The organism is Xanthomonas sp. LMG 12461, assembly GCF_009192935.1.
Lineage (GTDB): Bacteria > Pseudomonadota > Gammaproteobacteria > Xanthomonadales > Xanthomonadaceae > Xanthomonas_A > Xanthomonas_A sontii.
Map to the genome: position 1 here is coordinate 46527 of NZ_NQYT01000048.1, position 13280 is coordinate 59806.

A 13280-nucleotide genomic window follows, 5' to 3' on the forward strand; every position below is an offset into this window, starting at 1 on the left:
CGCTATCCCCGCCTCAGGCCGATTCCCGCACGACCAGACTCACCGGCAGCTCCACCGATTGCACCGGCGTGCCGGCGACCAGGTTCAGCACGCCGTCCACCAGCAGGGTGGCGGCCTGGGCCAGGTCCTGGCGCACGGTGGTCAGCGGTGGCTGGCTGTAGGCGGCCAGGGGGATGTCGTCGAAGCCGACCAGGGCGATGTCCTGGGGGACGCGGTGGCCGGCTTCGATCAGGGCGCGGATCGCGCCCAGGGCGATCACGTCGGAGGCGGCGAAGACCGCGTCCGGCGGGTCGGTCTTCTTCAGCATCGCGCGGGTCAGGCGGTAGGCGTCCTCGCTGAGGAAGTGGCTGCGCGCGTGCAGCCGCGGGTCGAACGCCAGGCCGTGCGCGTCGAGCATGCGCCGGTAGCCGGCGAAGCGCGGCGCCACTTCCGGTAACTGCTCGTCGCCGAGGAAGGCGATGCGCCGGCGGCCATGTTCGATCAGGTGTGCGGTGGCCAGTTCGCCGCCGCGCAGGTTGTCGCTGCCCACGCTGGCATAGGCCTGGCCGTCGATGCGGCTGCCCCACACCAGCATCGGCAGGCCGCCGCGCGCGGCGGCGTCGAGCGAGGCGTGCTCGTGGCTCTGGCCGAGCATGATGACGCCATCGGCGCGGCTGTTGCGCGCCAGATCCTCGACCCAGTGGTCCTGGTGCTGGTCCAGCTTGGACAGCAGCGTGCTGTAGCCGCGCGCGGTCAGCGCGTCGGCGAGCAGCGCCAGCATGGTCATCATGAACGGGTCCGACAGCGGCTGCTCGTGCGCGTGCATCAGCGGCACCGCCACGCAGACGATGTTGGAGCGCCGCGAACGCAGGCTGCGCGCGACCGGATCGACGCGGTAGCCGGCGTCGCGGGCCAGTTGCTTGATGTAGGCGCGGGTGCGTTCGGCGACCACCGGGTTGTCGGCCAGCGCACGCGACACCGTGGATTCGGAGACGCCGGCCATGCGCGCGATGTCGGCCATCTGCAGGCGCGCGGCGGGCGCGCCGGGTTCGGGTTTGTCGGACATGCGGAGCGGGCGCGACGGACGAAGCGGAACCGGCAGTGTATGCCAGGCGGGCGTCGCGGCGCTTTGCACGCCGCGGCTGCATTGCCGCGGCGATGGCGCGCTGCATGCCTGTTCGCGTATGCCGCGGCGTGCCTGCCTGCCGAATCCGGCGGCTGCGCGCGGGCGCATCCGTCGCGGTCGAGCGCAGGTCCACGTCTCGCGTCTCCGCTGCATGCACGCGCAACCGTGGCGCCATGCGGGGCAGGCGAGGCGCTAGGCCATGTGCAGGCCGCCGTTGACCGCGTAGTCGGCGCCGGTGACGTAGGCGGCCTCGTCCGAGGCCAGCCAGGTGCACAGCGCTGCCACTTCCTCGGGCTTGCCGAGCCGGCGCAGCGGCACCGAACTGGCGAGACGATCGAGCACGTCCGGCGGGAAGCCGCTGATCGCCGCGCTGGCGATGTAGCCGGGCGAGACGGTATTGACGGTGACCCCGCGCGAGGCCACTTCCTGCGCCAGCGCGCGGCTGAAGCCCTGCATCGCCGCCTTGGCGGTGGCGTAGTTGATCTGCCCGATCTGGCCCTTCTGCGCGCTGACCGCGCCGATGTTGACGATGCGGCCCCAGCCGCGCGCGGTCATGCCGTCCACCACCTGCTTGGTGATGTTGAACAGCGCATGCAGGTTGCTGGCGATCACCGCCTGCCAGTCCTCGCGGCCCATCTGCCGGAACAGCATGTCGCGGCTGCCGCCGGCGTTGTTGACCAGCACGTCGATCTCGCCGACCTCGGCCTTGACCTTGGCGAACGCGGCCACCGTGGAATCCCAGTCGGTGGCGTTGCCCTCGGAGGCGATGAAGTCGAAGCCGAGCTCGCGTTGTTCGCGCAACCACGCCGACTTGCGCGGCGAGTCCGGCCCGCAGCCGGCGACCACGGTATGGCCGTTGCGCGCCAGCTTCTGGCAGATCGCGGTGCCGATGCTGCCCATGCCGCTGGTGACGTAGGCGATTCTGAGGGTCATGGCTTAACTCCTTCGGAGTTGGGAATGGGGACTGGGGAATCGGGAATGGTGGGAAGCGGGGCCGCTCTTGCAATTCCCGATTCTCGATTCCCCATTCCCGGCAGCGCTCAAGCGGCCAATGGATACAGCGCGAATAACAAGCTGCCACCCATCAACACCAACGACACCAGCACCGCCCACTTCAGGGTGAAGCGCTGGTGGTCGGCGAAGTCGACCTTGGCCAGGCCGACCAGCAGGTAGGTGGACGGCACCAGCGGGCTGAGCAGGTGCACCGGTTGCCCGGCCAGCGAGGCGCGGGCCATTTCCACCGGGGTGATGCCGTAGTGGCTGGCGGCGTCGGACAGGATCGGCAGCACGCCGAAGTAGAAGGCGTCGTTGGACATGAAGAAGGTGAAGGGCATGCTCGCCAGTGCGGTGATCACCGCCAGGTACGGCCCCCAGGCGTCGGGGATCACCGCCAGGAAGCTGCGCGACATCGCCTCGACCATGCCGGTGTTGGAGAGGATGCCGGTGAACACGCCCGCGGCGAAGATCAGCGACACCACCGACAGCACGTTGCCGGCATGGTTGACCAGGCGGCGGCGCTGCTCGGCCAGGTTCGGGTAGTTGATCAGCAGCGCCAGCGCGAAGCCGATCATGAACAGCACCGGCATCGGCAGCACGCCGATCACCAGCGCCGCCATCAGCGCCAGGGTCAACGCCAGGTTCACCCACAGCAGCCGCGGCCGCTTGATGTCCTCGGCATCCTCCACGGTGGGCAGCGCCTCGCCGTCGTCGGCCACGCTGCCGTCCATCCAGGCATCGCCGGGCAGCGTCACCACGCCGAGGCGGCGGCGTTCCTTCATGCCCAGGTACCAGGCCAGCAGCAGGATGCCGACGATCGCCAACGCCATCGCCGGCACCAGCGGCACGAACACGTCGGCCGGGTCCACGTGCAGCGCGGTGGCCGCGCGTGCGGTCGGGCCGCCCCACGGCGTCAGGTTCATCACCCCGCCGGCGAGGATGGTCACGCAGGTCATGTTCAGCGCGTTCATGCCCAGCCGCCGGTACAGCGGCAGCATCGCCGAGACGGTGATCATGTAGGTGGTGGAGCCGTCGCCGTCGAGCGAGATCAGCAGCGCCAGCACCGCGGTGCCGACCACGATCTTCATCGGGTCGCCTTTGACCAGGCGCAGGATGCGCCGCACCAGCGGATCGAACAGGCCGGCGTCGATCATCACCCCGAAGTACAGGATCGCGAACATCAGCATGACGCCGGTGGGCGCGATCTTCTTGATCCCCTCCAGCATCATCTCGTTGATGCCGGTGCCGAAGCCGCCGGCCAGCGCGAACGCGATCGGCACGATGATCAGCGCGACCAGCGGCGACAGCCGCTTGCTCATGATCAGGTACATGAAGGTAATGACCATTCCGAAACCGAGCGCGGTCAGCATGGAAGTTCCTCAGGGCAGTGCATGAAAGAAGATGGACCCCGCATCAGGGATCCGAAAAGAGGCCGACCAGACGTCACATCGCACGATCCCGCCGTTGCGAATCCCGAATCCCCATTCCCCAATCCCGGCACTCAGAAGTCATACTGAAAGCGCCCGGTGATCGCCCGCGTGTGATCCAGCGTCACGCCCGCCAGGTGATCGCGGTTGCGGCTGTCGATCAGGTTGAGCATCAGCCGCAGGTTCGGCTTGAGGTACCAGTTGCCGGCCAGCGTCCAGGAGGCGGTGGAAGCGTCGAGCAGATCGGGCTGCCCGTCGCGGTGCTGCGCGCCCCACATGCGGTCGTAGCGCAGCGCCAGTTCGAAGGCGCCATATTTGTGGTTGACCTGCTTGATGCGGGTGAAGCGGCCGGTCTTGCTGTCGTAGCGGCGCGATTCGCCGGTGGCGAACCAACTGACGAAGCCGTAAGCCGCCATCACGTCGGCGCGCTGCGCGCCGTCGTCGAACAACCCGCCGCTGAACTCGCCCTGCCACGACAGCGCCCCGCGCACCTGCGCGTATTCCAGCGACCACTTGTCCACGTCGGTGTCGCGGCCGTCGGCGAAGCGCGCCAGGGTGACGCGGCTGTCGTCGGACAGGTGCCCGGCCGGGCGCGGGCGGATGCTCAGCGCCGGCGCGCCGCCGGCACCGGGATGGTCGTAGTGCTCGTGCGCCAGCGACAGGCCCAGATGCAGCACGTCGCCGTCGCGCGCGCCCGGCGCCCAGGTGCCGCGGCCGCCGAACGCATGGCCGCGGACGTTGGAGACATCGATGCTCTGCAGGCTGTAGACGCTGGCCGCCCAGGTGTAGTCGGTGCCCGCGGCCTGCCACGACACCGCCTTGCGGTACAGCGGCGCCAGCGTACTGGCCGCGCCGCTGCGCTCCAGGAACTGGCCGAAGTTGGAGCCGGTGCGGTCGTCGAGCGTGAAGTACTGCTTGAACTGGCCGACGGTGAGCGTGCCGGCATCGAATTTACGGGTGATGTAGACGTCCTTGGCCTCGATGCCCTTGCCGTTGAAGTCGTCCTGCAGCCCGGCGAAGTCGCCTTCGACCTTGTAGCCGAAGCCGAAGACCTTGCCGGACACGTCCAGCCACAAGCGGCGGATCTCGGTGTCGTCGGGATTGGGCGTGCCGCGCCGGTCGTTGTCGAAGTGGGCGAAATCCCAATGCAGCCGCCCGCCGAGTTCGGCGGTGACTGGACCGTCGTCGTCGCCATCGGCGGCGCGCGCCAGCGCGGGCAAGGACAACAGGGCGCAGGCGCAAGCGCCGCACAGGCTCAATTTCTTCAGGTCCACGTACCCTCCCAGGTGCGCGCAGTGCGTCGATGAGTCGGTAGCCCGCAGCGGAACGCGCAGGCCAGCGTGGCTGCAGCCTAGTGCGGCGTAGCTGTCATCGACCTGTCGGTGGGGAGCCAACTGTTTCGGGCGCGCCCGGTCGCCCGCTGCCGGCGTGTCGGCCCCGGCGCGCTGGCGACGATGGCGGACGCTGCAGCGCGCGTCGTTGTGCAACCGGCGCAGCCTAGGTAGGTTATCGGCACTGGACTTTCGGCCAGCCGGAGACCGCGTTCCCTCGCGTCGCGGCATCTGCCTGGCCTCAATCGCGCGTCATCGGAGTCGCCATGCGTAGAGTGTTCGCGGGCCTGTCGGTCCTGCTTCTCGCGGTCGGAGCGTTCATGCTTTGGCAGCGGCCGCCTGCCGCCACGCGCTCGCAGCCAGGCACCGTCGCCTCTGCTGCCGCCGCTGAGGGCGAGGCGCGCGCCGCCGGCGCCAAGGCGCGCTCAGGGACGGACCTGCCTGGAGCCGAGGAAACCTCACCCGACACTACCGAAGCGTTCCCTGCACCGCAGGATCGCCCGCCGGCAGCGGCGGCGGAGATGGCGTTTCTCACCGGGAAGTCGATCGACGGCGACACGGCGATGCATGTCATCGGCGGCAAGGACTTCGACCTGATCCTGCAAAAGGTGGCAAGCCAGGCCGAGTCCGACGGCATGGCCAAGTCAAGGACCTACAGGAGGAATTTCAGCGACTATCTGCGCGAGGCCGATCCCGGTTTCGCTCTCAAGGATGTCGCATGCGGAACCCATGTCTGCATGGCATCGGCCTCGAACGCGCATCTCAGCGATGCGCAATTCTCCACCGCAATCCAGGCCATGGCCGGCGCTGTCGATACGCCGATGTATTCCATCGTCATGCAGACGTTGCCGGATCCGGCCATGCCAGGCGCTTACCTGTACCGCCTCATCTTCACCACGGATCCGAGCATGGCGTCGATCAGCATGCAATCGCAGTGAACGCGCCGTCGGTGGGCGCAGCGGCGGTGGCCTTGATCTGCGATCTCGATGCTGCGCGTCTTCCCAACCTTGATCGCCGGCGGCCAACGCGAAGCAAGCGGGTTGCCATCCGCCGGCAGAATGGCATTTGCCGATCCCCAATCCCGGCTTTCCACAGCCGCACGACTGGTCATCCCGAATGCGCCTTTTATTAGTAGAAGACAACACCGATCTCGCCGATGCGATCGTGCGGCGCATGCGCCGCAGCGGGCATGCGGTGGATTGGCAGCGCGATGGCTTGAGTGCGGCCGGGGTGCTGCGCTACCAGCGCTTCGATCTGGTGGTGCTGGATATCGGTTTGCCCGGGCTGGATGGGCTGCGCGTGCTGGCCGGGCTGCGCGAGCGTGGCGACACCACGCCGGTGCTGATGCTGACCGCGCGCGACGGCATCGAGGATCGGGTGCAGGCGCTGGACGTGGGCGCCGACGATTACCTGGGCAAGCCGTTCGACTTTCGCGAGTTCGAGGCGCGCTGCCGGGTGTTGCTGCGGCGCAATCGCGGCCAGGCCAGCGAGGTGGTGCAGCTCGGCGGTTTCGCCTTCGACAACGCCGCGCACAGCGTCAGCCTGGACGGCACGCCGATCGAACTGCCCAACCGCGAGTACCGGCTGCTGGAGATCCTGATCGGCCGGCTCGGCCAGGTGGTGGGCAAGGACGAGATCGGCAACGGCCTGTTCGGCTTCGACGACGAGGCCGGGCCGAATGCGATCGAACTGTACGTCGGGCGCCTGCGCAAGAAGCTGGCCGACGCGCCGCTGCGCATCGTCACCGTGCGCGGCGTCGGCTACAAGCTGGAGGCGGCCGCGTCGCCGCCGGACCCGGCGGCAGCGGACGGCGATGGCTGAGGCCGCGCCGCCGGCGCCATCGATCCGGCGCACGCTGCTGCGTTACCTGGGCGCGCTGTCGCTGCTCGGCGCGGTGGCGCTGTTCTTCGTCGCCCGCGACTACGGCCAGCGTGCCGCCAACCGTTCCTACGACCACCTGCTGGTGTCCTCGGCGCTGTCCATCGTCGATTCGGTGGCGCTGGCCGGCGGCCAGTGGCAGGTGGACCTACCGTATGCGGCGCTGGACCTGCTGGCGATGGCGCCGGAGGACCGGGTGTTCTACCGCGTGTTCGATGCGCGCGGGCGCACCATCACCGGCTACGACGACCTGCCGGCGGCGCCGTCGCTGCCGCGCGCCAGCGCGCCGCCGCGCTTGTTCGATGCGGTCTACAGCGGCGAGCCGGTGCGCTTTGCGGTGGTGTCGCGGCGGGTGTCCTCGGCGGCGGCGCAAGACCAGGTGTGGGTGCAGGTGGGGCAGACCCGGCGCGCCCGCGAGGCGCTGGCGCAGGACGTGGTGCTGCACGCGCTGGTGGCGATCGCGCTGTTGTCGCTGCTGGCCTTGGCGCTGGTGTGGCTGGGCGTATCGCGTGCGCTGCGGCCGTTGCGCACGCTGGAGCGCGAACTGTCGCGGCGCGAACCGTCCGAACTGAAGCCGGTGGCCGCGACGGCGCCGCAGGAGATGCAGCAGATGGTGGCGGCGCTGAACCGCTTCATGGCGCGCCTGGCCGGCAGCAACGAGACCCTGCGTGCGTTCATGGCCGAGGCCGCGCACCAGATGCGCACGCCGCTGGCGGCGCTGCGTGCGCAGGCGCAACTGGCGCTGGACGAGGACGACCCGCACGAGATGCGTCGCAGCCTGGAGGCGATCGAGCGCAATGCCACGCACATGAGCCGCCTGCTCAACCAGTTGCTCAGCGACGCCAGCGTGATCCACCGTTCCAACCTGCAGCGCTACGCCAGCGTCGACCTGGCCGAGGTGTTGCACCAGGCGCTGCACGAGGCCGTGCCGCAGGCTGCGCCGCGGCCACGCGTGCAACTGGCCGTCGCCAGCGAACCGGCGCTGGTGCGCGGCGATGCGCTGCTGTTGCGCGAGGCGATCAAGAACCTGATCGACAATGCCTGCAAGTACGGCGGCGATGGACCGCTGCAGGTGGCGCTGACCAGCAGCGCGCGCGATTGCGTGGTGACCGTGGCCGACCATGGCCCGGGCATCGCCGCCGCCGAGGCCGAACGCGTGTTCGAGCGTTTCGTGCGCGGCGAGGGTGCGGCCGCCGGCGGCGCCGGGCTGGGCCTGGCGATCGTCAAGCGCGTGGTCGAGGCCCATGGCGGGCGCATCGACCTGTCCAATCGCGTGGGCGGCGGCCTGATCGCCAGCCTGCACCTGCCGAGGTTGCATCCATGAGCCTGCTCGCACTGCTGCGCGGTCTGCCGCTGCTGCTGACCGCGCTGCTTGCCAATGCCGCGCTGGCCGCGCCCGGCGACGTGCGCCGCTTCCCGGCGCAGGGCGTGGCCACCGCACAACTGTGCATCCAGGGTTCGACCGACATCGAGGTGTTCGCCGCGGTGATCGGCGACTACCAGCGCCTGCATCCGCAGACCGAGGTGGTGTATCAGGACGTGATCGCCGGCGATATCTACCGGCGCTACCTGCATCCAGGCCCTGGCCCGCGCTGCGCGGATCTGCTGATCAGTGCCAGCATGGATCTGCAGACCAAGCTGGTGAACGACGGTCACGCACTGGCGCACCGCTCGCCGCAGACCGAGGCGCTGCCGGCGTGGGCGCAGTGGCGGCACGAGGTCTTCGGCATCAGCTACGAGCCGGTGGCGATCGTCTACAACACCGCACGGCTGCCGGCCGCGCAGGTGCCGCGCACCCGCCGCCGGCTGCTGGAACTGCTGCGCGCGCCAGGCTCGCCGCTGCGCGGGCGTATCGGCACCTACGACGTGGAGCGCAGCGGCGTGGGCTACCTGTTCGCGACCCAGGACAGTCAACTCGGCAGCATGGCCGGCGCGTTGCTGGCGGCAATGGGCGACAACCAGGTGGTGCTGGAAGAACGCACCGGCGTGCTGCTGGACAAGGTCGCGTGCGGCGACCTGCTGCTGGCCTACAACGTGCTGGGTTCGTACGCGCAGGCGCGCATTGATGCCGGCGCGCCGCTGGCGATCGTGCAGCCGGAGGACTACACCCTGGTCGCGCTGCGCACCGCGGTGATCCCACGCGACAGCCCACACGCGGCCGAGGCGCGCCGTTTCCTGGATTACCTGCTGTCGCCGCGCGGGCAGCAGGGGCTGTCGCGCGAGGCGCGGCTGCAGCCGATCCTGCCGCAGCCGGGCGTGGCGGTGCAGGGTGGGCCGGCCGCCGCCGCGGCGTTCCGCCCGATCGCGCTCGGGCCCGGGTTGCTGGTGTACCTGGATGCGCTGAAGCGACGTCAGTTCCTGGACGCCTGGCGCAGCAGCATGCAGCAGGCGCCGCCGCGCTGAGCCGCCGCGCCGGCGTCGCTCAGCGCGCGAAGCGCGGTTGGCGCCCGGGCGAGCACAGCACGCGTACGCTGTCGCCCAGTTCTTCCGGTGCGCCGCCGGCCAGCAGCGCATGCAGGCGCGGCCGGTCCGGCGCCGCGCCCGGCGCCAGTCCCACCCAGGCGTCCTTGCCGGCGCCCTTGGCGGCGTAGAGGCAGCGGTCGGCCAGGCCTACGCTCTGTTCCCAGTCGCCCAGCGCCGGCCACGCTGCGACGAACGGCCACGGGGCGAAGCCGATGGAGCAGGTCAGGGTCAGTTCGCGCTCGGCCAGCGCGAAGCGCTGCGTCGCCACCGCCACACGCAGGCGTTCGGCCAGGTCGCTGGCGGCGTCCTCGCGCGGCAGGCGGGTGACCAGCAGGAACTCCTCGCCGCCCCAGCGCACCAGCAGGTCGCGTTCGCCGCACAGTCCGCGCAGGCGATCGGCGCAGTGCACCAGCGCGGCGTCGCCGGCCTGGTGGCCGTAGTCGTCGTTGATGCGCTTGAAGTTGTCCACGTCGATCATGAAGAAGTACAGCGCATCGGCGCTGCTGCCTTCGTCCAGCGCCGCCAGCAGGGCCGGGCATTCGCGCGCCAGCCAGTCCTGCAGCTCGCGGCGGTTGGCGACCTGGGTCAGCGGATCCAGGCGTGTGGCCGCCTGCAGGCGCGCATTGCTCTGCAGCAACTGCTGGTTGGCGCGTTCGAGCTGGCGGGTGCGCTCGGCCACGGTCAGGTTGAGCAGTTCCACCATGTCGCGCTCGCGGTTGACCGTGTGCCGCACCCGCTGCAGCGCCAGGCCGAGCAGCGCCAGGCCCAGCACGACGTAGCCGGCGTAGGCCAGCGGATGCCGCCACGGCGGCGGCAGCACCTCGATCTGCAGCCGCCGCGCGCCACCGAATTGGCCGTCGCGCCCGGCCGCTTCCACCACCAGCGTGTAGCGGTCCGGTGGCAGGTGGCTGACCGAGAAGTCGCTGTGCGCGGTCTGCGGGTATACCCAGCCCTTCTGCAGCCCGTCGACGCGGTAGCGCAGGCGCGCGGTGCCGGGCGCGGCGAAGTCGATCGCGGTCATGCCGATGGTGAACACGTTGTCGCGGTGGTCCAGGGCGATGCGCTGCGCGTAGACCACGTCGCTCTCGGTCTGGTTCTCGCCGCCGTCGCGGTCCTCGCCGGCATTGAGGATGCGCAGGTCGGTGAGTACCGCGCGCGCCTGCGGGCTGCGCAGCGGCAGGCGCGTGGGATCGATCACGTCCACGCCCTGGGTGCCGCCGAAATACAGCAGGCCGTGCGCGTCGCGGTAGCCGCGGCCGCTGTTGTACTCCTGGTTCTGCAGGCCGTCGCGGCGGCCCAGGCTCTGCACGATGCGCGTGCGCGGATCCAGCACGCTCAGGCCGTTGTTGGTGCTGAGCCATAGCCGCCCCTGCGGATCCGGCAGGATCGTGTAGATGACGTTGCTGCTGAGCCCCTCGCGGTCGCTGTAGCGCAGCGCCACGTCGCGCTTGAGGTCGATGCGGTACAGCCCGCCGGAGAAGGTGCCCACCCACAGCACGCCGTCGTGTTCGTACAGCGACCACACCGACGGGTACAGGGTGCTGCCGCGCGGGCGGTAGGGCTCGGCGGGACGGCCGCTGCGCATGCGCCACACGCCGCAGTCGTTGCAGCCGATCCACAGCGTGTCTTCGCTGTCGCGGTAGACCCGGGTCAGGGTGTGCCCGTTCAGGGGTGCCCAGCGCGGATCGTTGCGCACGCGCCCATCGACCACGCGGGTCAGGCCGCGGCGGGTGGCCACCCATAGCGTGTCGCCTTCCAGCAGCAGATCGTTGACGTGCTCGTCGGCCAGCCCGCCCAGGCGCCGCACTGTGCCGTTGCGGTCCAGGCGCCACAGCCCCTGGCGCGTGCCCAGCCACCAGCCGTCGCGGTCGGCGGCGATGCTGCGGATCGCCTGGCTGGCCAGCCCGGGCACCAGCTGCCAGGCGGCACGGCTGCTGTCGCGCAGCAGCAGGCCCTGGTCGGTGCCGATCAGCATGCGCTCGCCGTCGCGCCAGATGCTGCGCACGCTGCTGCTGGGCCACGCATGGGTGTCGCTGACGCGCTCCTCGTCGTTGCGGATCACCGCCGACAACGGACGCACCCGGTACAGCCCGCCGGTGTAGGTGCCGATCCACCAAGTGCCGTCGGGCGCCTGGTAGAAACGGATGATGGCGCTGTTGGGCGGCATGTCGAAGCTCAGCCGCTGCGGCGCATGCTGCGCGCTGTCCAGTTGCGTCACCGTGGCATTGGTGGTGCCGACCAGCACGCGGCCGTCGTGCAGCCGGATCAGCGCGCTGAGGTCGCTGCCGCCGGTGGCCAACTGCGCTGGCGTCCAGTGCGCCAGCACCGCGCCCTGCGCATCGAGCTGGAACAGGCCGCCGCTCGCCGACGCCAGCCACAGCCCTTCCGGGCCGGACTGCAGGCCTACGCATTCGTCGATGCCGCGTGGTGCCGGCAGTTCCTCGCGCGCGTCGCGGCCCAGCCTCCACAGCCGGCATTGCCGGTCCAGTGCCACTGGTTGCTTGCCGTCCGGCATCCAGGTCAGGCCCACCACCGGCGCATCGCCGCCCAGCGGGCGCGCCCGCTGCAGGTCGGCCTCGACCCGGTCCATGCCGCGTTCGGTGCCCAGCCATGCGCCGCCCTGCGGATCGATCAGGATCTGGGTGACGCGGTTGTGCGACAGGCCCTGCTTCGCGTCGAGACGGTGGTGTTGCCAGGTGGCCAGCTCGATCACTTCCAGGCCGGCGTCGTTGGTGCCCAGCCACAGGCGGGTGCCGCGCGGCTCGAAGCCGATGCTGTCGATGCTGCTGCTGAGCAGGCTCTGCCGGCTGTCGCTGCCGAGTTCGCGCCGGTAGGCGCGGAACAGATGCCCGTCGAAGCGGTTCAGGCCTTCCTGCGTGCCGACCCACAGGAAGCCCTGGTCGTCGCTCTGCAGGGCGTTGATCGACAGCTGCGACAGGCCCTCGTCCAGGCCGAAGTGCTCCAGGCTGCTGGGCAGGTCGTCGTCGCTTGCGGTGACGGCCGCGGACGCGTCCGGCGCGAGCGCCAGGCACACGATGAGGCAGGACGCGGCCAGCGGCAGGCGGCCCAGCAGATTGGAGAACGAGACGGTCACGCCGTGTTATCGGCCATGGTGGGGCCGGCCTTGAATGCGCGGCCGAGGACGCCTTGCTGCGCGCTGCGGAGGGCCACGCGCGGCGTGGCGGTGCCGTGCGCGGCGTCCTGCACGAGTTTCTCCGCAGGCACCCGGCACGCCGGTCTCGGCCAATCCGCCGCCGCCCGATCGGACCCCGCGCACTCGGCATCCAACGGCCACGCACGTACACTGCGGGTCCTGCGCGTTGTCCGCGCCCACCCGACGCCGCGTTGCAGCGTCATGCCAGCCGCCTTCACGCCCATGGATGCCCCGACGATCCTGGTCGCCGACGACCACCCGCTGTTCCGCGCCGCCGTGCTGCACGCGCTGCGCCAGGCCTTGCCGCGTGCCCTGGTGGTGGAGGCGGCCAGCGCTGGCACCCTGGACGCCGCGCTGGCCGCGCAGGCCGATGCCGACCTGATCCTGCTGGACCTGGCCATGCCCGGCGCGCGCGGCTTCTCGGCCCTGCTGCACGTGCGCGGCGAGCGCCCGGACGTGCCGGTGGTGGTGATTTCCTCCAACGACCATCCGCGGGTGATCCGCCGCGCGCAGCAGTTCGGCGCGGCCGGCTTCATTCCCAAGTCCTCGCCGGCCGAGACCATCGGCATTGCGGTGGCGGCGGTGCTCGACGGCGGCACCTGGTTCCCACCGCTGACCGCGGCGCGGTCGGAGGCCGACGCGCAGCTGGCGGCGCGCCTGGCGCAACTGACCCCGCAGCAGTTCCGGGTGCTGCTGTGCCTGGCCGACGGCCTGCTCAACAAGCAGATCGCCTACGAACTGGGCCTGGCCGAGAACACCGTCAAGGTCCACGTGACCGCGATCCTGAAGAAGCTCGAATGCCACAGCCGCACCCAGGCCGCGGTGCTGGTGAAGGCGCTGGAGCCGGAAGGCGAGGCCTGAATCGGGCGCCGGCGGGGGGCGTTTTCTGCGGCGCCCGGATACGCGATGCTATGCGCCGATGCCCG

The 13280-nt window shown here is 70.4% G+C and carries 11 protein-coding genes; 5 read left to right on the forward strand and 6 right to left on the reverse strand.

All coding sequences use genetic code 11. The annotated features are described in order from the left end of the window. Positions 1-13: 13 nt before the first annotated feature. From CEK68_RS13170 to CEK68_RS13185, 4 genes are all read right to left on the reverse strand, one after another. Positions 14-1045: a LacI family DNA-binding transcriptional regulator gene (locus CEK68_RS13170; RefSeq protein WP_152239644.1), complete on the reverse strand. Its 1032-nt coding sequence runs from the start codon at positions 1043-1045 to the stop codon at positions 14-16. 252 nt (positions 1046-1297) lie between these two features. Continuing rightward, entirely contained in the window at positions 1298-2038 is a 741-nt protein-coding gene (gene phbB / locus CEK68_RS13175; protein WP_152239645.1) for an acetoacetyl-CoA reductase, read from the reverse strand. A gap of 107 nt (positions 2039-2145) precedes the next feature. After that, a complete protein-coding gene (locus tag CEK68_RS13180) occupies positions 2146-3471 on the reverse strand; it encodes a CitMHS family transporter (RefSeq protein ID WP_152239646.1) in 1326 nt (441 codons plus the stop codon). 131 nt (positions 3472-3602) lie between these two features. Beyond that, positions 3603-4802: a porin gene (locus CEK68_RS13185; protein ID WP_152239647.1), complete on the reverse strand. Its 1200-nt coding sequence runs from the start codon at positions 4800-4802 to the stop codon at positions 3603-3605. Between the two features lie 323 nt (positions 4803-5125). On the opposite strand from CEK68_RS13185, the gene CEK68_RS13190 reads away from it, so the two are divergent. The 4 genes from CEK68_RS13190 (at position 5126) to CEK68_RS13205 (ending at position 9140) form a co-directional block, all read left to right on the forward strand. After that, positions 5126-5797 carry a hypothetical protein gene (locus CEK68_RS13190; RefSeq protein WP_017915983.1) on the forward strand — a complete coding sequence of 224 codons (672 nt, stop codon included), beginning with the start codon at positions 5126-5128 and terminating at the stop codon, positions 5795-5797. A 178-nt stretch (positions 5798-5975) separates the two neighbouring features. Continuing rightward, entirely contained in the window at positions 5976-6680 is a 705-nt protein-coding gene (locus CEK68_RS13195) for a response regulator transcription factor (protein WP_152239648.1), read from the forward strand. Next, positions 6673-8061, forward strand: a complete 1389-nt coding sequence (locus CEK68_RS13200; RefSeq protein ID WP_152239649.1) for a sensor histidine kinase — start codon at positions 6673-6675, stop codon at positions 8059-8061. The genes CEK68_RS13195 and CEK68_RS13200 overlap by 8 nt, the downstream gene beginning before the upstream one ends. Then, positions 8058-9140, forward strand: a complete 1083-nt coding sequence (locus tag CEK68_RS13205) for an ABC transporter substrate-binding protein (RefSeq protein ID WP_043094794.1) — start codon at positions 8058-8060, stop codon at positions 9138-9140. Before CEK68_RS13200 ends, CEK68_RS13205 begins: the two co-directional genes overlap by 4 nt. A 19-nt stretch (positions 9141-9159) precedes the next feature. Here CEK68_RS13205 and CEK68_RS13210 read toward each other — a convergent pair whose 3' ends face one another. Together CEK68_RS13210 and CEK68_RS13215 are read right to left on the reverse strand one after the other, a co-directional pair. Further along, the gene (locus tag CEK68_RS13210) at positions 9160-12294 is read right to left on the reverse strand and encodes a ligand-binding sensor domain-containing diguanylate cyclase (RefSeq protein ID WP_043094795.1); all 3135 of its coding nucleotides are present in this window, start codon (positions 12292-12294) and stop codon (positions 9160-9162) included. After that, a complete protein-coding gene (locus tag CEK68_RS13215; RefSeq protein WP_152239650.1) occupies positions 12291-12557 on the reverse strand; it encodes a hypothetical protein in 267 nt (88 codons plus the stop codon). The genes CEK68_RS13210 and CEK68_RS13215 overlap by 4 nt, the downstream gene beginning before the upstream one ends. A 19-nt stretch (positions 12558-12576) precedes the next feature. Between CEK68_RS13215 and CEK68_RS13220 the strand changes: the two genes are divergently transcribed. Then, positions 12577-13215: a response regulator transcription factor gene (locus CEK68_RS13220; RefSeq protein ID WP_017910914.1), complete on the forward strand. Its 639-nt coding sequence runs from the start codon at positions 12577-12579 to the stop codon at positions 13213-13215. Positions 13216-13280: the final 65 nt, after the last annotated feature.